The following is a 20,773-nucleotide window of genomic DNA, read 5'->3' as shown; positions in this document are numbered from 1 at the left end:
CACAATGAAAAATACCGAAATAAAAACCATGACCGTCGCCGCTGATGGCGCACTGATCGAGCTGCTGAATAAAGCCCGTCTGGAGGAGCGCAAAGACCAGCATTTTTCTTTCTCACTGCGCCTCGCGGCACTGGCTGTCCGTGCTCAACAACGTGACCTCTCCGCCGCCGAGGTGGTGGAACTGATACGCCAGGAATCAGAGCGTTTTGAGCACTCCGCTCAGGAGTTGCACTGATGGCCAACAGAATCAGGGAGAACGTCAGTGACGAGCTGCTGCGAGAAATTTGCAACGGCTCGCCGTTCATTGGCGCGTTCAGTCATGAGGTCGTATTGATGGCTCGTGAATTAATTGAATTCAGAACCGCAGCGGCCAGAGACATGCAGAAATTAGCCGATCTGGAACGGGCTGTGGAGGTGTTGAGCGACAAGGTTGGTTCTGTATCGATATCGCGGAGTGCCTTATGAGCATTATTGCCACACCGCTGAAATGGGTCGGCAGCAAGGCCCGCATAATGGATATCCTGCGCGAGCATTTACCGGCTGGTGATCGTTTGGTTGAGCCGTTCGCCGGGTCGTGTTCGGTCATGATGAATACCGATTACCCGGAATACCTGATCGCGGATATCAACCCTGACCTGATTAACCTGTATCAGGTCATCAAAGAGGATGTGAAGGAGTTTATTGATACCGCAGAAGGTCTGTTTCGCACGGCGAATACAGCCGAAAGTTATTACCGTTTCCGGCAGGTATTTAACCGCAGCAAAGAGAATCGCACTACCTCTGCGGCGCTGTTTCTTTATCTGAACCGGCACGGCTACCGGGGCGTTTGTCGCTATAACCGCGCCGGTGGATTTAACGTCCCCTACGGGCATTATGCATCGCCTTATTTCCCGCTGGCCGAGATTCGGGCATTTGCCGAAAAAGCCCGCCGTGCAAAATTCATCTGTGCGGCGTTTGGTGAAACATTGCAACTAATCCACCCCGGCGATGTGGTGTACTGCGATCCGCCGTACATCCCGCAAACGCCAACGGCCAGCTTCACCAGTTATCACACCGATGGTTTCACCCATAACGATCAGTATGACCTGTGCAGCGCGTTATCACGCCTGGTCGAACGTGGGATACCTGTCATCGCCTCCAACAGCGACACTCACCACGCTCACAGCCTGTACCACCAGTTTGATATCTGCCGCTTCACCGCCCCGCGTAGCGTCGGTGTGGCGGCTGGGGAAAGCAAACAGGCCGGGGAAATCATCGCCAAGCGTCTGCCGGTGTCTGAACGGGGTACGGCATGATGAAGGCTATCGATCTCTTCGCCGGATTCGGCGGTTCATCAACCGGCGCACGGATGGCCGGTGCGCAAGTTGTCTGGGCCGCTAATCACTGGCCCGCTGCGGTTGACTATCATCGTTTAAACCATCCTGATGCAATCCACGTTTGTCAGGACTTGCATCAGGCCAACTGGAGTAATGTTCCCCCGCACGATCTTATGATGGCGTCACCATGCTGCCAGGGGCATAGCCGTGCGCGAGGGAAAGCCGCCGGGAATCCACAGCATGATGCGAGCCGCTCAACCGCTTGGGCTGTTGTGTCGGCCGTGGAATATCACAGGCCGTCAGCCGTGATTGTTGAGAATGTGCCTGAATTTCTGAATTGGGCGTTGTATCCGGCATGGGCGGCGGCAATGGCGGCGTTGGGTTATGCGTTATCGCCGCATATTGTTGATTGCGCTGATCTAGGGGTTCCTCAGAATCGCATCCGCCTATTTCTTGTATGTACCCTCAGCCGCTCCCCGCTATTACTCGATCTGCCTCGCATCAGTCATGTTTCCGCCGCCACATTAATTGATTTTGATGACGGGAAATGGTCACCAATAAATCGTCCGGGTCGTGCGATATCAACGTTAGAGCGTATCGAAAGTGGTCGCCGCCAGTTCGGTGAGCGATTCATTTTCAGCTATTACGGAAATACAAAAACAGGCCGCAGTCTGAACCGCCCCATCGGAACAATCACAACCAGAGACAGGTGGGCCATAGTGGATGGTGACCGTATGCGGATGATTACAAAACGGGAAGTAATGGCCGCAATGTCTTTTCCGCCATCGTATATCACGCCAGAAAGTCACCGCCTGACCGTCAATATGGCGGGTAATGCTGTGCCTCCCGTTGCCATGTGCCGGGTTGTTGAGGCCATAGGGGGTTGTCTGTGAGCATTCTACAACTCGCGGTGATGGGGGAATATTTCGCTGCAATGAAGGCTGGGATGAAGCCCTTTGAATACCGGTTGGACAATGCTTACTGGCGGCGTCGGCTGGTTGGTCGGGATTATGAACAACTGGTGATTACATGGGGCTATCCGGCCCGTTCTGATATGTCACGCCGCCTGATCCTGCCCTGGCTCGGCTATGAAATGCAGACGATTACACACCCGCATTTTGGCGATAAACCGGTAAACGTTTTTGCCATACGGATAGGTGACGGGGTTTGTGAGTGATGCCTGAACAGTGGGCCTATCCCTGGAACGCTCCACGCCCGGCGATCTCCGCACCGTCGGGCGTGGCTGATCTTCGCCCCTCTCTACTCGTTACCGATGCGGAACCGAATCCCGCCGTCACGCGGCATCTGAGCCGGATGGTTAAACGCGCTTTGGCCACAGGTGATGACCGGAATCTTAGTCAGGCCGTGGCGCAGTTGGAGCACAGGGAGCCAAACAGCACGCAGTTGCGTATCCGGCGCGCTCTGGCGGAAATAGAGCGTCAGGGCCATCAGGAAACGATTAGCGGCTGGATGAAAACGCCGGAAGGCGTGGCCGCACACTTACACGAGCAGCCGCCTTTTATCCGTGATGTTTACCGCCAAAAAATCGAATGGTTACGTGCGAACCGCGAGCCGCGACACACCAGCGCTTTTTTTATGGGAACCGTGAAAAAAGCCCTGTTGCGTTTGGATGCCGTGCGCGCACAGCAAGGTGTGCGTGATGGTTTTGCATCGGAACTTGCGGCCTATTGGGGGCCGCGTTGGTCACATCTGGCCGGGTTTACCAAACATGAGGTGATTAATGCCGCGCACACTCTGGCGGCCGCCGTCGCCGAAATGTTTGAAACCGAGTGCGGCAACACATCGCCGGAGGACATGACCAATGATGAAATGCAGTGGCTATATCGCCATCTGGGACGCGAACTGCTGGCATTACGTGTGACGCCGCCGTGCTGGGGGTTGGTTATCGGTGATGAACAAGCCCGGCACCGCATCTATTCCGCCATTTTGCGCATCACATCACCTGAATGGTGGGAGCGGAAGTTGTGGCGACTGCGTTGTGAATGGCGGGAAAACCAGTTCCGCGCCATCGGCGTTGTGCATAAAAAGCGTATGCCGTATGTCAGCCTTGATGCGCTTAACCTGTGGCAAGAGCAGCGCCGCAAAAACCGTGAGTATTTTAAAGCGCATGAACTGGTTGATGAAGATGGTAACGTCGCCTCGTTAGAGAGCATGGTGTATGCCAGCATCAGTAATCCCGTTATTCGCCGCCATGAACTGATGACGCGCATGGCCGGTGTTGAAATGGTGGCAATCGCGCGGGGTGATGAAGGTGTTTTCCTTACTATCACCTGCCCGTCGCGTTACCACGCTAACATCCAGAACGGTCATCAAAACCCTAAATGGGATCATGCTTCTCCTCGTCAAGGGCAGCGGTATTTGTGCCGCACCTGGGCTAAAGCGATGTCAAAACTAAATCGCCGAGGCCTGCGTCCCTATGGTTTCCGTGTTGCCGAGCCGCACCACGACGCTACCCCGCACTGGCATGTGTTGCTGTTTATGCCACCTGCCGACAGGAAGGCCATCACTGATATCTTGCGTGAGTATTTTATTGCTGAAGACCGTGCGGAGCTGGGGCGCAACACCGGCGCACGATTCAAGGCTAAAAAGCTCGATCCAAGAAAAGGCAGCGCGACGGCGTACGTGGCGAAGTACATCAGTAAAAATATCGACGGTTACGCGCTGGATGGCGAGCTGGATAACGAAACCGGTAAGCCGTTACGTGAAACGGCAAAGTTTGCGATGGCCTGGGCGTCACAGCATAACATCCGACAGTTTCAGCCGTTCGGGTTGCCGCCGGTAACGGTATGGCGTGAGCTGCGTCGCCTGGCAAACCAGCTTACCGCAGCCCAGAAAGAAAACGGCACGTTTAAACGCGGGGCCGCGCAGCTTGCTGACCCGGCAATGGATGCCGTGTTGGCATCGGCTGACGCCGGTTGCTTTGCCACGTACATCGAAAAGCAAGGCGGTGTGCTGATCCCACGCGAGCGCTACACCGTGCGCATTGCCTATGAAGACGCTGACGAACAAAACACCTACGGCGAGACACCGGAAAAAATCTTCGGTGTGTTCTCCCCACGTATGGGGGCGATATCCCGTATCTGCACCCGGTTAATCAAGTGGAAAATCCGCAAAAAACAGGCCATTGACGATGGTGCCAGCATTGGCACCGGGAGTGGTGTAGCCGTTACGTCGCCAACCGGCGACGCTTGGAGTTCTGTCAATAACTCTACGGGAGATGAAAAAACAGCCATTCCGGCAGGTATAGATGGGGATGGCTATGGTGGCCGTGAACCGCCAGATGGAGAAATTGACGATACATCCGCTCAAACCTTCACCGACTTTGACCACATGACCGACAAAGAACGGCGCGCCTTGCTCAATCGGTTGCGAACCCAGCCGCCAGATCGGCGGCATAACCATCACTCGTCTACAACTCAGCTACCTGAATCAACAGAAAAACAGACTGTTCGTAAGCGATCGGACGACTGGCGCGCGAGTATTGCCGATTTCGCCCGCTCAATAGGCTGGGATATCAGCATCGGAGAGGCCAGCAGGCTGGCTGCGGGTCATCCCATTGAGTTTTGTGGATATCGTTATTACGCCAGAAGAAACGGGGAACTGTATCGTGAAGCAGAGAAACAGCAGGTTGATAAAGCTGGTTTGATGCAGCGAGTCGCGGCGCTGCGTGAGTTGAGCCGCGAGTCATAAATGTCTGTGCTGGCCATCTATGAGCTATATGGGAAGCAAAGCTGCCAGCGAATGGTTAGCGATAATGGCTGAGATGATGAAAATAGACGGAGAGATATAAGATAATTAGATTAAAGATTAGATAATTGTTGCGTTAATTAGATAAATATCTTATTGTCGGTTCATCCCAAGCGGATATGCTCTTTAAAAACCGAGGAAACAGATGGTAAAGGTAATCTGGACAAGGAAAGCGTTGAAACAACGTTCAACGATAGACCGAAGATATCAGGACACCATTAGTGAGAAAGTCGCCGAGTTGGAGAATTTTCCCGCAGTCAAACTCGATATTACCGCGTTGAAAGGTGAGGCCGGTAAATTTAGGTTACGCGTGGGAGATTACAGAGTTATTTTCGAGATCATTAAGGGTGAGCCTGTTGTTTGCGAAGTGCAGGCGGTCAAGCGCAGAACCTCAACAACTTACTGACTATCAGGCGGGGAAACCCGCCCGTTTCCTTATGACATACACCGCGACTCACTGACACCCGGATGAAATTATGTCAAAACTACAATTTATCAATGACGTGAACGGCAAGCCTCAGTTTGTAGTGCTGCCAATCGGCGAATATGAAAAGCTGATGTCTGATAGCGACGCAGGCTATGAAGAGATCCCTTATCTTGCTGATGAGCATGATAACGAAACCGTGCCTAATGAAGTGGTAGAAATCATGTTTCGTGACGATGTAAGCCTGCTTGCTGCCTGGCGCATACATCGTGGATTATCACAATATGATGTGGCTGAAAAGCTGGGGACGACACAATCAGCGGTTTCACAGTGGGAAGCAAAAGACTCTCGACCGCAAAAGAAAACCCGCGAAAAATTGGCTGAACTGTATGGGTGTCGGCCTGAGCAGATGATTTTGTGATTTATGAGTGTGCATATCTATGTTCGCATGGTTTAAAAAGAATCAATGATGCCATGGCCCACCAGAGATAGTGGGCTTTAAAATCATGAGACACTGAATGAAAAAATTAAAAAAATGATTGAATGTTTTAAATATTTAGGTTAAGTTTAAAACATAATTAATTGCATTGAGCGAAAACAGACTATGGCAATCAGTCCAATACAAAAGCAACTAGCTGAATTAGAAAAAAAAGTTGAAATCCTAGACAGCATTATTGACATCGCAAAAACCTCAGGAGGTCGCATTACTGACGATGGTAAAAATCTAATTTACATACTGAGAAATGCAGGGATGAGTAAAACAGGTATAGCTAAATTGTTAGATGTATCACCGGCAGCTTTAACAAAATATCAATAATTACAAAAGGATTGGATAATGAAGATTACACCTGAAATCGCGGCAAGAATCGCGAAACTGTTTGGAATTTGGGAAATAAAAGCAGAACCGGGACAGTACAGAACAGTCTATAGAGATCCAAAATCAAATTTCGTATGTAATATACACAATGGGAAACGTGGGCTGACGTTAGAACTTCAGAACCCAACTAGCAATCCTTCATATGCACAGGCTATAGAAGAAGCTGCAACTGATTCTTGAACAAATCCGCACAATTTTGCACAACTTTTTTGATGCTATTTTTCCCCTTTCCGCCCGGTACGCACGCGCGCCGGGCCGGTTTCTGCACTTGCACAAAAAATGAAGCGAGAGCAGCGCGCAGGTGACGGGGGAACAGCCCCCGCGATGGGGGGTAGGCAGGGCTCCCCGTTGATGTGCCAAATCCGACCTATTTCCCGGCCTGCTGCGTGCGTATGTCCCTTCGGGAGACGCGGCGCGGCATCCGGTGTGAGCGCCCAATGGCGTGGCGCTGATGCGGTTTTATGTGGGTGGGAAATGGTGGCGTTAGCCGTTGATCTGAAAAGAGATTACGCGTGGGTGACGTGAAAGTTTTTGAATAAAAACCGCCGTGTGAGTACGGCGGCAGCGGCGGGGTATCACTCGGCTTTCAGCAGGGCGTAAGGGTTGAAGCGGATCACCTCCATACCAAGCCAGTCATTCACATGCTTCAGCGCTTCCATTACCGGCATTAATTCGTTGATGGCGAACACCCGCGCGGCCTTCTCCACATCGCCAAAAGAACCGTTGCCTTCCGGCATGGCCCCCATCAGTTGCGGCGGTACACGGTGCGCCGCGAGGATGTCGTCACGCGTCACCGATTTGATATTCAGGAATTCATCCTTGGCGGATATCTGGCTGAAGGGAATAATCTGCACCCCTTTTTCACCGCCGCCCGGCGCATGTAACAGCAGGTTTTTAAACGCGCCTTTACCGCGCGCTTCCTTCAGCGTTTTCTTCACGCTCTCCATACTCTCGTTATCCACCTGCGATGCGCCGATGTAGATAATGCACCCGGCGTGCGAACCGTTGTCATAGTAGAGCTTGCGGAACATATCGGCGGAGTGTGACAGGCTTGCCGACAGCAGCGCGCCCATGTACTCCGGCATACCGTAGATCTCCTGATGAATATCCGGGTTGATGACATGGCACACGCTGTCGGTATCAAACGTGTGTTCATCTTTCCACTGGCGGATAAACCAATAGGTATTCAGGTCGCTGCCGCGCCGGGTGTACTTGGCCGGAACGTGGCGCAGGGCAAGCACGCCGCCCAATCGGTTGACCCGTCGTTCAAGATAACCGTTGCCGAAAACAAACCAGTCGAGCACGAAGGCGGAGAACGCCTGACGCGACAATAACGGGTGCGGGATAAAGCACCCGGTCAGCGCATTGCGTTTGAAGTACAGCGCCGACTGGTGCCATGACGCGCTGCCAAATGCGCGAGCCAGCCCGTACCAGTCCACCGGGGTATCGTAATAACGGCCATTGTCGGCGCAATACATGTTATCCAGCAGGTCATGGCCGTCCATGACCGGATAGGGGCCGTCAAAGGTAAACGCACTCAGCCCCGGATCGCTTTTCAGGGCCGAGGCCATATCCGGCTGACTGGCGTTAGCCGCCTGATGTGTGCCGGATTTGTTTTTTCTTTTCATCAGAACTCCATCGCAAAGCCACCACCGCCCTGTTCCTGGCCAAGTGGTTCATTGATGACGGCCAGCATGGTTGCCCAGGCCAGATCGCCATGATTAGAGCCGCGTGCGCGGTCGGTGTCGTAAGTCATGATGCCACCCGGTGTCTTGACGCGCCGCACGGCGTTAAACGCATTAATCAGTGCGCGCTCGCTGTGGTCGTACTCCCAGCGACCGGCACGAATGACCTGAAGCATTTTCAGCACTAAGGCGCGTTTGGATGACACCGACATCAGGAAGCACACTGCCGCCGGGAAGAATTTCTTCACAATCTGGTAGACTGCTTCACCGATACCGGTGCCATCGATGGCGATGTGCTGCACGTTGTATTTGAAGGTCAGCGCCTCGATAACCTTCGCCTGCTCTTCGAACTCCAGGCCGCGTATCTGCTGGGTTTCGATGGTGCGGAACTTGCCGCCTGCCACCAGGGGGGGTACCACCACCGAGATGGCCCCGCTGTCGCCGTTACCGCTGCTGCCGTTGGCGTCATAACCAATCCAGACACCGCGATCGGCCATCGGGCGTGATGCGAACGGCTTCCAGTCCGGCCACTCGTCGTAACCGTCGGTACCGCAGCCGATCAGGGCGTTAAGATTAAACGCGGATTCGCCATCCCGGACGAACTCACACATATACAGGTTGAGAAAATCATCTCCGCTGTTTTCATCCTGAATTTCCTCCAGGTCGGTGTATTCCCAGCCGTGATCGATAACATCCTGTAACGTCACAATCTGCCGCCAGGTTTTATCCGGGCATAGCAAGCCGCTATTGAGCGCTTTCCAGGACACATCAAACTCAACTTTTTTCGCCTTGCTGCGCTTCTCATTCCAGCGTGCGCCCGTCCAGAACGGGTAGGCTTCATGGGTTTCGCTCGACGGGGTGGAAAAGTAGGTGCGCGTCAGCCCCTTCAGCGTCGCCATCGCTCCGGCTACCCTGCGCAGATTGGTGAAATTGCTGACCCAAAAAAACTCGTCAAACTTCAGATTGCCGGTGTAGGACTGCGCCGTTGCCGCAGACGTGCCGAGGAAATGCAACTCGGCCCCGTTGCTCAGGATGATTTTGTCACCGCCTTTCAGTTCAACGTCCACCTCTTCCGCCACCTTCTGGATAAAGCCCCGGAACTGGTGTGCCTGCCGACGTGACGCCGACAGAAAAATCTGGTTGCGCTGATAGGGGTATTTCACATCGTCGCGCAGTGCATCAAGCAATGCCTCGCGTGCAAAATACCAGGTGGCACCCACCTGGCGTGATTTCAGTATCATGCGGTTTCGGTGGTGACGTTGCTCATACCAGCCAAGTTGATGCCACGAAAGGGAATCCAGTATTTTTTCCCGCAGCGCGGTGATTTGCTCGTCCGTGAAGTGATTTTTCACTTTACGCTGGCGGGGTTTCTTGCCGCCTGCGGCATTGCCCGGCTGGCCGTCGTTCAGCGTTTTCAACTGCCGGGTTAGCGCGTCCATTTCCTTCAGGTCGCCACCGGTTTTAGTCGGCTTCTGGGCCAACTGGCACAACCGTGCATCGATAGAATGCGTTACGCGCTGGATAGGCGGCGTTTCGTCCCATTCGTCGCGCTTTTTCCAGGCGTACACCGTGTTTTGATTAATCCCCATCAGGCGCGAGATTTCCGCTGGCGGGTAGCCCTGCCAGTAAAGCTGTTTTGCTCGCTGCCGTACAAATGCATCCTGAATCATGCGCGGTTTCCCCCTCTGCCGGGAAGATTACCCGCGCGCGATCCGCCTTTCGCCCACTTTCGGCTCTGGCCCTCCGCCGACAACAAAACCGCGTTGAGACAGAGAGTTACGCTCTGCCATCATGACGCCACTGACACCACATGACAGGACAAACAGGCATGAGCGCAACAACCCAGCCCGCCCGTAAAAAATTCCGCGTTGCTGTCTCCGGCTCCACCGTTGACGGGCGTGAAATCAGCCCTGAACACTTGCGCGACGCCGCCGCCAGTTACCGCACTGATGTGTATGGCGCACGCGTCAACGTTGAGCACTACCTTTCCATGCTGCCCAATAGCGAATTTGGCGCGATGGGGGATGTGACCGCATTAAGTACGGAAGACATTACTGAAGGGCCGCTCGCCGGACGTACCGCACTCTATGCGGAAATCGAACCCTCAGCGCGCATGAAGCAACTGACTGATGAAGGCAAGAAGGTGTATTCCAGTATTGAGTTGCACCCTCAGTTTGCCCTCAACGGCAAGGCATATGTCGTGGGGTTGGCCATGACCGACACCCCGGCCAGCCTTGGCACTGAGCGCCTCAAGTTTACCGCCCAGCAACGCGCACAAATCCAGGCATTCAACAAGCAGCAAGGCGACGCGCCGCTGTTTTCTGACGCCATTGAAGCGGAAATCATCGAGCTTGCCAGTCAAAACAGCGACGCAGGGAAACAGTGGTTTTCCCGCGTGATGGGGATTATCGGCAAAGGCCGTAAGTCGGACAGTGAACAGTTTACCCAGGTGCACGAGGCAGTGGAGAACATCGCCCAGTCCCATGCTGACCTGCTGGACAGTTTCAACACGCTGAAAACCCAACAGCAGCAGGACAACCGCACTATCCAGACGCTGACCGGTGAACTGGCTGCACTCACGCAAAAACTGGCGACGCAGGATAACAGTTACAGCCAGCGCCCGGCGGCCAGCGGTGGTAACAGCAGCGTACAACTGGCTGACTTTTAACGACCGTTAAGCGAGACGAGACAAGCGAACATGGAAAACTCTACCCGTAATCTTTTTGATCAGTACATTTCACGTCAGGCGCAGCTGAACGGGGTGCAACCGAATGCGGTGGCAATGGCGTACAGTGTCACGCCTGCTGCCCAGCAGCGTATGGAACAGGCGGCACAGGAAAGCGATGAATTTCTGAAGCAGATTAACGTATTTGGTGTAAAAGCGCAGGAAGGTCAGAAAATCCTGATCGGCAGTAAAGGGCCGATTGCCAGCACCAACAACAGCAGCGACGGCACGGCCCGCCGTAACCCAACGGACAACCATTCCAAAGAGCCGAACAGCTATTACTGTCGCAAAGTAAACTATGACTCGGCGGTCAGCTACCCGCAGTTGGATGCCTGGGCGACACAGCCGAACTTTCAGGCGCTGATAAGCCAGGCCAATGCGCGGCAAATCGGCCTTGATCGCATCATGGTTGGTTTCAACGGCACCACTTATGCCGAGACATCCAACCGTAGCGTCAATCCGCTATTGCAGGATTGCGGTGTCGGCTGGCTGCAAAAAATCCGCAACGATGCGGCGCACCGCATTATCAAAAACGTCACGCTGACTGCCCGCGATGAAGACAACAAGATTGTCGCCAAAGGCACCTACGGCAACCTCGACACTGCCGTGTTTGACGCCAAAAACAGCCTGTTAGATCCGTGGCATCGCAAGGCACCGGATCTGGTGGTCATCATGGCGTCAGACCTGCTGACGTCCAGCAACTTTCCACGCCTCAATGCGCTAAGTCAGAGCAACCCCAATACCGAATTACTGGCCGGTCAGCTGATTGTCAGTCAGGATCGCGTGGGCGGCCTGCCGACCTTTCTGGCACCGTACTTCCCATCCAATGCGGTGCTGATCACTTCGTTTAAAAACCTGTCGGTTTACTACCAACTGGGGGCGCTGCGCCGCAGCATCGTCGAAGAGCCCCATTACAACCGGATAGCGACCTACCAGTCGTCCAATGATGACTTTGTGGTGGAGGACTACGGCAAGGTCGCCCTGATCGACGGGATTCAGTTTGCACAGGCAGCAGGTGACGGCCAGTAACAACCCGGCGGGGTAACACTCCGCCCCAACCGGAGAACACAACATGCTGACACCGGCACAGCGACACTTTCAGCGGGTCATGGCCGAGCGCCGGGGCCAGGCGGACACCGACGCCGAAACGGAGGTGTCGCGTACCGCCCATGAACAAATCCTTCACCGCCTGCGCCTGCATCAGGCCGCACTGAAACAGGTGCAATCCGCTGCAACCAAAGCGGAGATGAAAAAAGCCATGCTGCCGGAATACGACGGCTGGATTGATGGCACGCTGGCAAGCGACAGCGGCCGACAGGATGAGGTTGTCGTCACCCTGATGGTGTGGGCGATTGACTGCCAGGATAGCGCACTGGCGCTGAAGCTTGGGCGCTACGTCGTTAAACATGGCCTGTCTTTGCCTGGCGACAAGTTCCGCCGTGATGCGGTGACGGTACTGGCCGAAGAGGTGAGTAACCCGGTGCTGACGCTGGCCACCACCGATGCCGACGCCGACCTGAGCGGGTATACCGCCGTGCTGGATGACGTGGCCGCCATTGTGGACGGAAAAGACATGCCGGATGAAGTGCGCGCCAAGCTGTGCAAAGCCCGTGCCTTCTCACGCCGTGCGGCAGTGGATGCACAAACCAAAGCCGAGGCACTGACCCTGTTCCGGGAAGCGATGGCCCGCAATCCGAACGCAGGCGTGAAACGGGAGATTGCCACCCTGACGCGCGAGCTGAAAAAACTCATGCCGGGCAGCCGCAACGCACCGGAAGACGGCGCACCCGGCGACGATGAGACAAGCACGGCAACACCCGCCGGGGAGACACCGCCTGCGGCTTCAGCCGATGCCGCGCAGCCAGCGGTAAAAAAGAGCGCCGTGCGTAACACCACGGCGCGAAAAACCACACGGCCGACGGGCAAAAGCAAAACCGCCCGTCAGTCTGCCAAACGTTAACGACTTCGGCCCCGTCCGACAGGCGGCGCGCCGGGTGATCTGCCCGTATACGGTCTTTTTGCCCGGTGCCCACCGCCTGACTTTTGGGAGTGAGTATGAGCCTGGTGGCGTCAAAACGTGTCAGCGACAGCGGCGACGTACCGGAAATTGACGATGGTGCGGCATCGGTTAACGCCGGGGCGTTCTGGCCGGTGATTGTCCTGCGCGATCTCCGTCTGGCTGCCCGCATCACCGGCGGTATCACCACCACTCGCCTGATGCATGTCACCACGGAAGCGGTGGTGCATGTGACTGACCAACTGGCGAGCTGGCAGCAGACACAACAGGCCGCCGGATATGCCGCACTGGCGGACGTCCCGGCCGGACAGGTCAACGGCGAAAGCATCAAAGTGTACCGCTTCCAGCGTGCGGTTTATGCCATTGCCCGGGCGCTGCTGCTGGAGGGATACCGCGATGTGGATACCACGGCCAAAGGCGACAAAGCAACCGACACCTTTGACAGCCAGCGTGACGATTTGTGGCGTGATGCACGCTGGAGCATCGCCGATATACGCGGCACCCAGCGCCTTTTTGCGGAGTTGTGCTGATGGTCGTCCGGGCGCTTCAGGGCGATACGGTGGACTTGCTCTGTTATCGCCATTACGGCACATCCGCCGGTGTCACCGAGCAGGTGATCGCCGCCAATCCGGGGTTAAGCCGCCAGATGTTTCTGACGGCCGGGCAGGCTATCACGCTGCCCGACATTCCCCGCCAGACAAAACAGGAAACGGTGCAGTTATGGGATTAAACGATCTTCAGCGCCTCAATGATGGCGTGACCTATGGCCTGTCCGTCATGGTGACAGGCATCGGGGTAATGACCGTCAGTGAAAAAGTGGCGCTGGCGGGGCTGGTTATCGGTGTCGTCACTGCGTGGCGCGCCTGGTTATTCCGGCGTCGTATCGAGCGCGAACAACGTCGCCGCAATGAACTGATTGAACAGATTTTACAGCAGTCCGAGCGACGCACGCTGAACGTGTCGGAACGCCGTGCGGTGGCCATTTTGCATCAGGGTGATGTTGACGATGAAAACCGCGATTAAACGCTGTTCGATTGCGCTGATTGTCGCGCTCGGCGTCACGCTGTCCCCCGGCACCTTGCGCACTTCGCTGGAAGCACAGCAGAAAACGGCCAGTTGGGAAGACTGCCGCACGTCGCCGTATTACTGCCCCGCCGGGGTGCTGACGGTGGGCATTGGCTCTACCGGCAACGTGCAAAACCGGCCGTATGGCCAGGACGAGATTGCCCGCCGCTGGGTTAACGATATGCAGCGGGCAGAGAATTGCGTCAACGGCAATTTTAACGGCGCAGCCATGCCGCAATCGGCGTTTGAAGCCATGACCGACACGGCGTTTAACCTCGGTTGCAGCGGCCTGATGTGGTTTACCAACCGGCAGGGCAGCAAGCAGCGCACCACCATCTGGAAACACGCGCAGGCGCACGAATGGCCCGCGATGTGTGAGCGGCTGACCGATTTTGTCAACAGCGGTGGCCAGCGCTCCGCCGGGCTGGTCAATCGTCGCAACGATGTCAAAGCCTGGTGCCTGCGCGATCTGGCGGGGGTGCCATGAAGCTGGTCGCCACCCTTGCTGTACTGCTGGTGCTGGCCGTCAGTGGCGTGCTCTGGCAAACCTACCAGCGCGGCATCGACCGGGCGCATACCGAGGCACTGACTGACAGCGCCCGGCAACAGCGCGAGCTGTTAACTGAAGTCCGGGCACTGGCTGACGATGCCAGAAACGTGCTGGCGCAGGTGCGCGAGCGTGAGCAACAGCGTTATGCCGAAGGGGAAGAACGCCGTGAAAAAATGCGCGAGGGGATGCAGCCCGATACGTGTGCTAACACTGTGGTGCCTGCTGCTGTCAGCGACAGCCTGCAAAAACGCGCCGCCGTCGCCCAGCGTGCAGTTACTGCACGACACGGTGCCGTCCGGCCTGACGGCACCGACACCGACGCCCGTACTGAAAGCGCCGGTGACATGGGGCGCGGTCGCGCTCTGGAGTGATCAGCTTTTGGATGCGCTGGACACCTGCAACGCAGACAAGGCCGCCATCAACGATATGTACCTGCGTCGCCTTCAGCGCCTGAAGGACGCCGCCGCCACACCATAGGGGAATGCTCATGCTGAAAACCAACTCGCTGCGTGATGCACTGACGGCATCCAACACCTGGTGCCGGGCCAACCCGGAAGCCTTCACGGTGTTTGTGGAAGAAGGTGGTATTGAAACCACCGGGGAAACGCCGTCATTTCTGTATCGCTACTCGCTGGTGCTGTTCGTGATGAACTTCACCGGTGATATCGACGATTTCACTTTACCGCTGATGGCCTGGCTGTGGCAGAACCAGCCTGAGTTGCTGCTGAACCCGCAAAAGAACCGCGAGATGACATTCACCACGCTTATCAACAACGACGACAGCGCCGACATTCTGTTTGAAATCCCGGTGCGCGAGCGGGTTAAGGTCACGCGGGACGATAACGGCACTCTGCGCGCCGAACATCTGCCTGAACCTCGCCCGCGTCTCACCAGCGGGGTATGGGATGCGGTGCTTGAAGACGCCACCTGGGAGACACCGGCATGACGGAAAAAATAGCTCACGCGCTGGACCAGGTGTTTGATGACATCCTTTCCGGCCTGTCGCCCGCCGGGCGGCTGAAAACGGCGCGTCAGGCCGGGCAGGCACTGCGCCGCAGCCAGCAGCAACGCATCCGGTCACAGAAAAACCCGGATGCCTCGCCCTATGCGACCCGCCGCCGCAAGGTGCTGCGCTCGCAGAAAGGCATGGTCTTTGTCTGGGAGGGCCAGGTGCGCCACCTGAAGAACTGGCACAGTGGCCAGGGAAAACACGGCCGTACCATCACCGGTTTTGATGAAGATCGTAACGGCATCCGCACCTTTTACCGCAGTGACATTGAACGTTATATCGAGATTAATACGCAGGCAGTGCGCCGCTCGACCCGCAAGACAACCCCGATGTTTCAGCGCCTGTGCGGTTATCGCTTTCTCAGGATGCGGGCGGATAGCGGCGGGGCCAGTGTCGGCTTTGATGGTGTGGCTGCCCGTATTGCGCGCGTGCATCAGTACGGCGAGCGTGACAAGGTCGGGCCAAATACCTTTGCCCGTTACCCGGTGCGTGAGCTGTTGGGGATCACCCCGGCTGATGAGCGGTTGATCCATGAAGCGGTCATCAACAGTCTGGGGAGTGCCGCCACATGAGCGCAGAACTGATGCGATTACTGGAAAACCTGTTGCGTGTCGGCGTTGTCACGGCGGTTGACACAGAAAACTGGCGGGTACGCGTCAAGAGCGGTGAGTTGCTTACCGACTGGCTGCGCTGGAACACGCCCCGTGCCGGGGCGTTTAACACCTGGTTCCCGCCTGCCGTCGGGGAACAAGTGTTGTTGGGGTGTCTGGGCGGTCATCCAGAAACCGCCGTAATTATCGGCAGTCTGTTCAGTGAAACCCATCCGGCACCGGGTAACAGCCGCAAGGAAATGGTCATCACCGCGCCGGACGGTGCCCGCTTTCGCTATGACGCGGCAGCCGGTGCGCTGGACGTCACCGGCGTGAAAACCGTCAACGTGGTGGCCGCAGTCAGCGTCACACTGAGCACGCCGGTGGTGGAATGCACTCAGCACCTGAAGGCCCGCACCGTGGAAATAACCCACGGTGGTACCCTGGCCGGTAACGTGGCGCACTCGGGCGGCGCGCTGACGTCTAACGGCGTCCAGGTGGATAACCATCGACACGGTGGCATTCAGCCCGGTGGTAGCTGGACGAGTGGCACACAATGAGCGCGACCTATACCGGCATGAATCCGCATGGCGCTGGCACACTGAGCGATGCCGATCATCTCTGGCAGTCGGTGCGTGACATTCTGACCACGCCACTGGCCTCACGCGTGATGCGTCGCGACTATGGCAGCCTGATCCCCGACCTGCTGGATGCGCCGCAAAATAACGTGACCCGGCTTCAGTTAATGAGTGCGGCCGTTATTGCGCTGGCGCGCTGGGAGCCCCGCATCACGCTGACGACTGTGACCATTCGTTATTCAGCATCCGGGGCGGTGGATGCTGAACTGTCGGGGCTGATTACCACCACGATGCAGGAGATTCACTCCACCATTACGCTTGGGAGTCACAGTAATGGCAACGGTTGATTTATCGCAGCTACCCCAGCCGCAGGTAATCGAAGTGCTGGACTTCGAAGCCATCCTTCAGGATGTGAAAGCGGTGATGATTGCCGCGTTCCCGGCCACTCAGCGTGCATCGGTCAGTGCTGCGCTGGCGCTGGAGTCCGAGCCGTTAACGGTAATAGCGCAGGTGATCGCGTACCGGGAAATGATGCTACGCCAGCGGATTAACGAAGGCGCGGAAGCGTGTCTGCTCAGTCATGCAGTGTCATCCGATCTGGATAATCTGGCGGCCAACCTGAATACCCAACGACTGACCATTACAGACGCCACCGACACCGCTGATGCGGTGATGGAGAGCGACAGCGCATTGCGGTTACGGGCGCAGGCCGCCTTTGAGGGGTTGAGTGTGGCCGGGCCAACCGGTGCCTATGAGTATTTCGCCAGGAGTGCCAGCGGCAAGGTAGCCGATGCCAAAGCCTCCAGCCCCTCGCCAGCGGTGGTGGTGGTATCCGTGCTATCAACGGAGGGGGACGGCAGCGCCTCGGCTGACCTGCTGGCTGCGGTTGATACTGCGCTGTCCGCCGATGATAAGCGCCCGGTAGGCGACCGTCTGACAGTGCAGAGTGCCGGGATTGTGCGTTATACCATTCAGGCCGTGCTGTACCGCTACCCTGGGCCGGAATCAGAGCCTATCCAGCAGGCTGCACAGCAGGCGTTAACGTCATGGCTCGGTACGCAGGGGCGCATTGGGCGCGATGTGGCTCGCTCGGCGATTATGGCGGCGCTGCATGTGCAGGGGGTACAACGTGTTGATCTGCTGGAACCATCGCAGGACATCGCGATCAGCGACACGCAGGCAGCCTACTGCACCGGGTTCACTGTTACCGAGGGCGGCAGCGATGAATAACAGCCTGTTGCCCCCATCCGCCAGTGACTTTATGCGCAACGTCGCCAGCTCCACCCAACGCCTGAGTGAGATAGCGGTTGACCTCGATACGTTATGGAGCGCAGAGCGCTGCCCGGCGCAATTACTGCCGTACCTCGCCTGGGCGCTGTCGGTTGACCGCTGGGACAAACGCTGGTCGGAACAGACCAAACGTTATGTGATCAAGGCGGCCTGGCTTGTGCACCGCCAGAAAGGCACCCTCGCGGCGCTGCGCCGTGTCGTCGAGCCGTTTGGCTACCTGATTCGAATCACTGAGTGGTGGCAAACTGGCGACGCGCCCGGCACTTTCCGGCTGGATATCGGCGTACAGGATAGCGGCATTACCGAAGAGGTTTTTCTCGAGCTTGAGCGGCTGATCGCCGATGCAAAACCGGTGAGTCGTCACCTTCTAGGGCTTGCTATCCACCTCGACAGCATGGGCGTGCTGCCTGTCAGCGTAGGGCAGTACAGCGGCGATGCACTGACCGTTTACCCGTATGTCCCCGAAACAATTATCACCGGCGGTGCGGATATACACGCAGCGGCGGTACATCTGTCTGACAATGTGAGCGTGAACGCATGACAACAAAATATTTCGCCCTGCTGACGGCTACCGGCGCGGCGTTGCTGGCAAATGCCACCGCGCTGGGGCGGCAACTGCAAATTACCCAGATGGCACTGGGAGACGGTGGCGGCACCCTGCCGACTCCCGACCCGGCACAAACCAAACTGGTCAATGAGTGCCGCCGCGCGCCGCTAAACTCCCTGAGCGTTGACCCGGCCAACACCAACCAGATTATTGCCGAGCAGGTGATCCCGGAAGACGAGGGCGGCTGGTGGATCCGAGAGATTGGTCTCTATGACGCCAGCGGCAATCTGATCGCCATCGCCAACTGCCCAGAAACCTACAAGCCGAAATTACAGGAAGGCTCCGGCCGGGTGCAGACGGTACGCATGATTTTGATTGTCAGCAGTACCGACGCGGTAACGCTAAAAATAGACCCGTCTGTGGTTTTGGCCACGCGGTCATATGCTAATGCGCAAACTATTGATGCCAAGGCCTATGCTGACAATCAGGTGAATAACGCCAGAGCTGACCTCAAAACCTACACCGACAACTCACTGGCCGCGCATAGTGCAGCTGTCAATCCACACAAACAATATGCGCCGCTGGCCAGCCCGGCGCTAACGGGTGTGCCAACCGCGCCAACAGCGGCGGCGGGAACCAATAACAGCCAGTTGGCGACTACCGCCTTTGTGACGGCGGCGGCCAATAACACCTCTGCCAGCGTATTGGCGATGACAGCCGCAAACCTTGCCAAAAAACTGGATATTGCAGACATCGCGGGTATCCCGCTGCCGTGGCCGCAGGCTAGCGCGCCCGCAGGCTGGCTGAAATGTAACGGTCAGGCCTTTGATAAAACGCTCTACCCTAAACTGGCACAGGTTTACCCCTCCGGCACCTTGCCGGATTTGCGCGGCGAGTTTATTCGCGGCTGGGATGATGGGCGCGGGGTGGATGCCGGGCGCGCACTGCTGTCGGGGCAGTCGGATGCGGTGCAAGACCACGGGCACGGCGACATGCGGTACTCTGGTCAAGGTGCTGGGGGTGGGAATCTGCCGATTGTTGACGGCGGCGCGGCATTTAACGGCGGTGGAGACTTGATTGGCGCGATATCAAATCGGGCATTTAATGGAGCTCCGCGCGTGGCGGCTGAAACCCGCCCACGCAACATCGCCTTTAACTACATCGTGAGGGCTGCATAATGCAAACCAATGACATCGCTGTATTAGGCGAAAATGGACTGGCGCACACATCCGGCTGGCTGAGGGTTTATCACGCCGATGTACAAACCGGCGAGTATAGCGGCAGCAGTGAAGAGTACCTGATGACCGGCACCGGCGTGCCTGCACATAGCTACGCCGATGTGCCACCGGCCGATGTAGCGACCGGGCAGGCAGTGCGGCGCGCTGCCGATGGGTTGCACTGGGAGGTGGTGGCGGATTTTCGCGGTCAAACGGCGTATGACACCCGCACCCGCCAGCCGCAGGCAATTGGCACGCTCGGTGATTTGCCAGAGCACCTGACGCTGTTGCCGCCATCCGGTGAGTTCGACCGCTGGCAAGGCGATGCGTGGGTGACGGATGCGGCGGCACAGCATGCGGCAACGGTACTGGCGGCACAGTGCGACCTTGATGGCCGACGTCAGGCCGCCCGTGAGCGCATCAGCGAGCTGACCTATGCCGAAGAGCTGGCGATGGCAACAGAGGCGGAAACGCGCTTACTGAAAGAGTGGAAACGCTATCTGGTGCAATTAGGTCGCATTGACACTGCCGCCGCACCGGATATCGACTGGCCGGAAACCCCCTCCACCTGACCTACCCGGCCCCGCGACAGTGGGGCCGTCAGACCCAGCCTTTCACGGTATTCATCGCATCAGTGGCTGCCGTTTTGACGGTATTGACTGCTTTGTCTGCCGTCTTGCGTGCATTGTCCATCAAGTCGCTAAAGGAGGCGGATTGCAGTTTTTCACGCAGGTCTTCATCACAGCGCTGAAAGCTCAGTGAGAACTCAATCTTCTTTGCTTTTCCATAGCGATTCAGCTCTGTCCGTGTGGTTTGCATCCCGGTTAATACATACATGCCGTAAATCTGCCCGGTACCGTCAATCAGCGGCCAGGGGCGGCCAAGATAGGCTTGTGTGGTTAATACCGTTAACGATATTTCACCGCCGGTAATTTCGGGGTACAGCACGCCGCTTAACGTTATCTGGTCGTCACCGGCCCCGATATACTGCCATTTAGCCGAACGATTAATCCGCTCATTCTTGACATGTCGCCAGGCGCGCGACTGTTGCAGTTGCTGGTAAGGCAACGTGCGCAGCTCAAACACAAACAACCCGTATACCATCATCATCAGTT

30 protein-coding genes are annotated in these 20,773 nt (G+C 56.8%); 27 read left to right on the top strand and 3 right to left on the bottom strand.

Features of this window, described 5'->3' with window-relative positions; genetic code table 11:
- The first annotated feature begins 4 nt into the window (after positions 1-4).
- From O1Q98_RS18420 to O1Q98_RS18375, 10 genes are all read left to right on the top strand, one after another.
- Positions 5-235 carry a DUF2732 family protein gene (locus O1Q98_RS18420; RefSeq protein ID WP_125258905.1) on the top strand — a complete coding sequence of 77 codons (231 nt, stop codon included), beginning with the start codon at positions 5-7 and terminating at the stop codon, positions 233-235.
- Positions 235-465 carry a hypothetical protein gene (locus tag O1Q98_RS18415; protein WP_125258904.1) on the top strand — a complete coding sequence of 77 codons (231 nt, stop codon included), beginning with the start codon at positions 235-237 and terminating at the stop codon, positions 463-465. Before O1Q98_RS18420 ends, O1Q98_RS18415 begins: the two co-directional genes overlap by 1 nt.
- Positions 462-1,295, top strand: a complete 834-nt coding sequence (locus tag O1Q98_RS18410; protein ID WP_125258903.1) for a DNA adenine methylase — start codon at positions 462-464, stop codon at positions 1,293-1,295. The genes O1Q98_RS18415 and O1Q98_RS18410 overlap by 4 nt, the downstream gene beginning before the upstream one ends.
- Positions 1,292-2,209, top strand: a complete 918-nt coding sequence (locus tag O1Q98_RS18405; RefSeq protein ID WP_125258902.1) for a DNA cytosine methyltransferase — start codon at positions 1,292-1,294, stop codon at positions 2,207-2,209. Before O1Q98_RS18410 ends, O1Q98_RS18405 begins: the two co-directional genes overlap by 4 nt.
- Positions 2,206-2,493 carry an ASCH domain-containing protein gene (locus O1Q98_RS18400; RefSeq protein WP_164512971.1) on the top strand — a complete coding sequence of 96 codons (288 nt, stop codon included), beginning with the start codon at positions 2,206-2,208 and terminating at the stop codon, positions 2,491-2,493. The genes O1Q98_RS18405 and O1Q98_RS18400 overlap by 4 nt, the downstream gene beginning before the upstream one ends.
- The gene (locus O1Q98_RS18395) at positions 2,493-5,027 is read left to right on the top strand and encodes a replication endonuclease (RefSeq protein ID WP_125258901.1); all 2,535 of its coding nucleotides are present in this window, start codon (positions 2,493-2,495) and stop codon (positions 5,025-5,027) included. Before O1Q98_RS18400 ends, O1Q98_RS18395 begins: the two co-directional genes overlap by 1 nt.
- A 202-nt stretch (positions 5,028-5,229) precedes the next feature.
- Entirely contained in the window at positions 5,230-5,490 is a 261-nt protein-coding gene (locus tag O1Q98_RS18390) for a type II toxin-antitoxin system RelE family toxin (RefSeq protein WP_042871369.1), read from the top strand.
- 70 nt (positions 5,491-5,560) lie between these two features.
- On the top strand, positions 5,561-5,929 hold the full coding sequence (locus O1Q98_RS18385) for a helix-turn-helix domain-containing protein (protein ID WP_125258900.1): 369 nt from the start codon (positions 5,561-5,563) through the stop codon (positions 5,927-5,929).
- 183 nt (positions 5,930-6,112) lie between these two features.
- On the top strand, positions 6,113-6,325 hold the full coding sequence (locus O1Q98_RS18380) for a hypothetical protein (protein WP_019843869.1): 213 nt from the start codon (positions 6,113-6,115) through the stop codon (positions 6,323-6,325).
- An 18-nt stretch (positions 6,326-6,343) separates the two neighbouring features.
- Positions 6,344-6,565 carry a hypothetical protein gene (locus tag O1Q98_RS18375; protein WP_125258899.1) on the top strand — a complete coding sequence of 74 codons (222 nt, stop codon included), beginning with the start codon at positions 6,344-6,346 and terminating at the stop codon, positions 6,563-6,565.
- Between the two features lie 395 nt (positions 6,566-6,960).
- On the opposite strand, the gene O1Q98_RS18370 is transcribed toward O1Q98_RS18375, so the two are convergent.
- Both O1Q98_RS18370 and O1Q98_RS18365 read right to left on the bottom strand, forming a co-directional pair.
- Positions 6,961-8,013: a phage portal protein gene (locus tag O1Q98_RS18370; RefSeq protein ID WP_125258898.1), complete on the bottom strand. Its 1,053-nt coding sequence runs from the start codon at positions 8,011-8,013 to the stop codon at positions 6,961-6,963.
- On the bottom strand, positions 8,013-9,740 hold the full coding sequence (locus O1Q98_RS18365; protein ID WP_125258897.1) for a terminase large subunit domain-containing protein: 1,728 nt from the start codon (positions 9,738-9,740) through the stop codon (positions 8,013-8,015). Before O1Q98_RS18365 ends, O1Q98_RS18370 begins: the two co-directional genes overlap by 1 nt.
- Positions 9,741-9,898: 158 nt before the next feature.
- Here O1Q98_RS18365 and O1Q98_RS18360 point away from each other — a divergent pair, with 158 nt between their 5' ends.
- The 17 genes from O1Q98_RS18360 (at position 9,899) to O1Q98_RS18285 (ending at position 20,230) form a co-directional block, all read left to right on the top strand.
- Complete coding sequence (locus O1Q98_RS18360) at positions 9,899-10,738, top strand: GPO family capsid scaffolding protein (RefSeq protein WP_125258896.1); 840 nt, start codon at positions 9,899-9,901, stop codon at positions 10,736-10,738.
- Between the two features lie 30 nt (positions 10,739-10,768).
- On the top strand, positions 10,769-11,824 hold the full coding sequence (locus tag O1Q98_RS18355; RefSeq protein ID WP_125258895.1) for a phage major capsid protein, P2 family: 1,056 nt from the start codon (positions 10,769-10,771) through the stop codon (positions 11,822-11,824).
- Positions 11,825-11,867: 43 nt separating this feature from the next.
- Positions 11,868-12,755 (top strand): phage terminase small subunit, encoded by an 888-nt coding sequence (gene gpM / locus O1Q98_RS18350; protein ID WP_125258894.1) that lies wholly within the window; start codon positions 11,868-11,870, stop codon positions 12,753-12,755.
- A 95-nt stretch (positions 12,756-12,850) separates the two neighbouring features.
- On the top strand, positions 12,851-13,342 hold the full coding sequence (locus O1Q98_RS18345) for a head completion/stabilization protein (protein WP_125258893.1): 492 nt from the start codon (positions 12,851-12,853) through the stop codon (positions 13,340-13,342).
- A complete protein-coding gene (locus tag O1Q98_RS18340; RefSeq protein ID WP_125258892.1) occupies positions 13,342-13,542 on the top strand; it encodes a tail protein X in 201 nt (66 codons plus the stop codon). Before O1Q98_RS18345 ends, O1Q98_RS18340 begins: the two co-directional genes overlap by 1 nt.
- The gene (locus O1Q98_RS18335) at positions 13,533-13,835 is read left to right on the top strand and encodes an HP1 family phage holin (RefSeq protein ID WP_125258891.1); all 303 of its coding nucleotides are present in this window, start codon (positions 13,533-13,535) and stop codon (positions 13,833-13,835) included. Before O1Q98_RS18340 ends, O1Q98_RS18335 begins: the two co-directional genes overlap by 10 nt.
- The gene (locus tag O1Q98_RS18330) at positions 13,819-14,364 is read left to right on the top strand and encodes a lysozyme (protein ID WP_125258890.1); all 546 of its coding nucleotides are present in this window, start codon (positions 13,819-13,821) and stop codon (positions 14,362-14,364) included. Before O1Q98_RS18335 ends, O1Q98_RS18330 begins: the two co-directional genes overlap by 17 nt.
- A complete protein-coding gene (locus tag O1Q98_RS18325; RefSeq protein WP_125258889.1) occupies positions 14,361-14,798 on the top strand; it encodes a DUF2570 domain-containing protein in 438 nt (145 codons plus the stop codon). Before O1Q98_RS18330 ends, O1Q98_RS18325 begins: the two co-directional genes overlap by 4 nt.
- A complete protein-coding gene (gene lysC / locus O1Q98_RS19825; RefSeq protein WP_420810494.1) occupies positions 14,716-14,904 on the top strand; it encodes an Rz1-like lysis system protein LysC in 189 nt (62 codons plus the stop codon). Before O1Q98_RS18325 ends, lysC begins: the two co-directional genes overlap by 83 nt.
- Before the next feature lie 10 nt (positions 14,905-14,914).
- Positions 14,915-15,373, top strand: a complete 459-nt coding sequence (locus O1Q98_RS18320; protein WP_125258887.1) for a phage tail protein — start codon at positions 14,915-14,917, stop codon at positions 15,371-15,373.
- Entirely contained in the window at positions 15,370-16,008 is a 639-nt protein-coding gene (locus tag O1Q98_RS18315; RefSeq protein WP_125258886.1) for a phage virion morphogenesis protein, read from the top strand. The genes O1Q98_RS18320 and O1Q98_RS18315 overlap by 4 nt, the downstream gene beginning before the upstream one ends.
- Positions 16,005-16,586: a phage baseplate assembly protein V gene (locus O1Q98_RS18310; protein WP_125258885.1), complete on the top strand. Its 582-nt coding sequence runs from the start codon at positions 16,005-16,007 to the stop codon at positions 16,584-16,586. Before O1Q98_RS18315 ends, O1Q98_RS18310 begins: the two co-directional genes overlap by 4 nt.
- Positions 16,583-16,951 carry a GPW/gp25 family protein gene (locus O1Q98_RS18305; protein ID WP_125258884.1) on the top strand — a complete coding sequence of 123 codons (369 nt, stop codon included), beginning with the start codon at positions 16,583-16,585 and terminating at the stop codon, positions 16,949-16,951. The genes O1Q98_RS18310 and O1Q98_RS18305 overlap by 4 nt, the downstream gene beginning before the upstream one ends.
- The gene (locus O1Q98_RS18300) at positions 16,938-17,834 is read left to right on the top strand and encodes a baseplate assembly protein (RefSeq protein ID WP_125258883.1); all 897 of its coding nucleotides are present in this window, start codon (positions 16,938-16,940) and stop codon (positions 17,832-17,834) included. Before O1Q98_RS18305 ends, O1Q98_RS18300 begins: the two co-directional genes overlap by 14 nt.
- On the top strand, positions 17,827-18,435 hold the full coding sequence (locus O1Q98_RS18295; RefSeq protein WP_125258882.1) for a phage tail protein I: 609 nt from the start codon (positions 17,827-17,829) through the stop codon (positions 18,433-18,435). Before O1Q98_RS18300 ends, O1Q98_RS18295 begins: the two co-directional genes overlap by 8 nt.
- Positions 18,432-19,619, top strand: coding sequence for a phage tail-collar fiber domain-containing protein (locus O1Q98_RS18290; protein WP_125258881.1), 1,188 nt, complete (start codon positions 18,432-18,434; stop codon positions 19,617-19,619). Before O1Q98_RS18295 ends, O1Q98_RS18290 begins: the two co-directional genes overlap by 4 nt.
- A complete protein-coding gene (locus O1Q98_RS18285) occupies positions 19,619-20,230 on the top strand; it encodes a tail fiber assembly protein (protein WP_125258880.1) in 612 nt (203 codons plus the stop codon). The genes O1Q98_RS18290 and O1Q98_RS18285 overlap by 1 nt, the downstream gene beginning before the upstream one ends.
- Positions 20,231-20,258: 28 nt before the next feature.
- Here O1Q98_RS18285 and O1Q98_RS18280 read toward each other — a convergent pair whose 3' ends face one another.
- Entirely contained in the window at positions 20,259-20,768 is a 510-nt protein-coding gene (locus O1Q98_RS18280) for a phage tail protein (RefSeq protein WP_125258879.1), read from the bottom strand.
- Positions 20,769-20,773: the final 5 nt, after the last annotated feature.

The organism is Dickeya lacustris (genome assembly GCF_029635795.1).
GTDB lineage: Bacteria > Pseudomonadota > Gammaproteobacteria > Enterobacterales > Enterobacteriaceae > Dickeya > Dickeya lacustris.
This window is presented reverse-complemented; position numbering and strand designations above follow the sequence as displayed.

Bases quoted from the DNA above. Each gene is read 5' to 3' on its own strand.
- O1Q98_RS18420 (WP_125258905.1), top strand. From the start codon at position 5: ATGAAAAATACCGAAATAAAAACCATGACCGTCGCCGCTGATGGCGCA.
- O1Q98_RS18415 (WP_125258904.1), top strand. From the start codon at position 235: ATGGCCAACAGAATCAGGGAGAACGTCAGTGACGAGCTGCTGCGAGAA.
- O1Q98_RS18410 (WP_125258903.1), top strand. From the start codon at position 462: ATGAGCATTATTGCCACACCGCTGAAATGGGTCGGCAGCAAGGCCCGC.
- O1Q98_RS18405 (WP_125258902.1), top strand. From the start codon at position 1,292: ATGATGAAGGCTATCGATCTCTTCGCCGGATTCGGCGGTTCATCAACC.
- O1Q98_RS18395 (WP_125258901.1), top strand. From the start codon at position 2,493: ATGCCTGAACAGTGGGCCTATCCCTGGAACGCTCCACGCCCGGCGATC.
- O1Q98_RS18390 (WP_042871369.1), top strand. From the start codon at position 5,230: ATGGTAAAGGTAATCTGGACAAGGAAAGCGTTGAAACAACGTTCAACG.
- O1Q98_RS18385 (WP_125258900.1), top strand. From the start codon at position 5,561: ATGTCAAAACTACAATTTATCAATGACGTGAACGGCAAGCCTCAGTTT.
- O1Q98_RS18380 (WP_019843869.1), top strand. From the start codon at position 6,113: ATGGCAATCAGTCCAATACAAAAGCAACTAGCTGAATTAGAAAAAAAA.
- O1Q98_RS18375 (WP_125258899.1), top strand. From the start codon at position 6,344: ATGAAGATTACACCTGAAATCGCGGCAAGAATCGCGAAACTGTTTGGA.
- O1Q98_RS18370 (WP_125258898.1), bottom strand. From the start codon at position 8,013: ATGAAAAGAAAAAACAAATCCGGCACACATCAGGCGGCTAACGCCAGT.
- O1Q98_RS18365 (WP_125258897.1), bottom strand. From the start codon at position 9,740: ATGATTCAGGATGCATTTGTACGGCAGCGAGCAAAACAGCTTTACTGG.
- O1Q98_RS18360 (WP_125258896.1), top strand. From the start codon at position 9,899: ATGAGCGCAACAACCCAGCCCGCCCGTAAAAAATTCCGCGTTGCTGTC.
- O1Q98_RS18355 (WP_125258895.1), top strand. From the start codon at position 10,769: ATGGAAAACTCTACCCGTAATCTTTTTGATCAGTACATTTCACGTCAG.
- gpM (WP_125258894.1), top strand. From the start codon at position 11,868: ATGCTGACACCGGCACAGCGACACTTTCAGCGGGTCATGGCCGAGCGC.
- O1Q98_RS18345 (WP_125258893.1), top strand. From the start codon at position 12,851: ATGAGCCTGGTGGCGTCAAAACGTGTCAGCGACAGCGGCGACGTACCG.
- O1Q98_RS18340 (WP_125258892.1), top strand. From the start codon at position 13,342: ATGGTCGTCCGGGCGCTTCAGGGCGATACGGTGGACTTGCTCTGTTAT.
- O1Q98_RS18335 (WP_125258891.1), top strand. From the start codon at position 13,533: ATGGGATTAAACGATCTTCAGCGCCTCAATGATGGCGTGACCTATGGC.
- O1Q98_RS18330 (WP_125258890.1), top strand. From the start codon at position 13,819: ATGAAAACCGCGATTAAACGCTGTTCGATTGCGCTGATTGTCGCGCTC.
- O1Q98_RS18325 (WP_125258889.1), top strand. From the start codon at position 14,361: ATGAAGCTGGTCGCCACCCTTGCTGTACTGCTGGTGCTGGCCGTCAGT.
- O1Q98_RS18320 (WP_125258887.1), top strand. From the start codon at position 14,915: ATGCTGAAAACCAACTCGCTGCGTGATGCACTGACGGCATCCAACACC.
- O1Q98_RS18315 (WP_125258886.1), top strand. From the start codon at position 15,370: ATGACGGAAAAAATAGCTCACGCGCTGGACCAGGTGTTTGATGACATC.
- O1Q98_RS18310 (WP_125258885.1), top strand. From the start codon at position 16,005: ATGAGCGCAGAACTGATGCGATTACTGGAAAACCTGTTGCGTGTCGGC.
- O1Q98_RS18305 (WP_125258884.1), top strand. From the start codon at position 16,583: ATGAGCGCGACCTATACCGGCATGAATCCGCATGGCGCTGGCACACTG.
- O1Q98_RS18300 (WP_125258883.1), top strand. From the start codon at position 16,938: ATGGCAACGGTTGATTTATCGCAGCTACCCCAGCCGCAGGTAATCGAA.
- O1Q98_RS18295 (WP_125258882.1), top strand. From the start codon at position 17,827: ATGAATAACAGCCTGTTGCCCCCATCCGCCAGTGACTTTATGCGCAAC.
- O1Q98_RS18290 (WP_125258881.1), top strand. From the start codon at position 18,432: ATGACAACAAAATATTTCGCCCTGCTGACGGCTACCGGCGCGGCGTTG.
- O1Q98_RS18285 (WP_125258880.1), top strand. From the start codon at position 19,619: ATGCAAACCAATGACATCGCTGTATTAGGCGAAAATGGACTGGCGCAC.
- O1Q98_RS18280 (WP_125258879.1), bottom strand. From the start codon at position 20,768: ATGATGATGGTATACGGGTTGTTTGTGTTTGAGCTGCGCACGTTGCCT.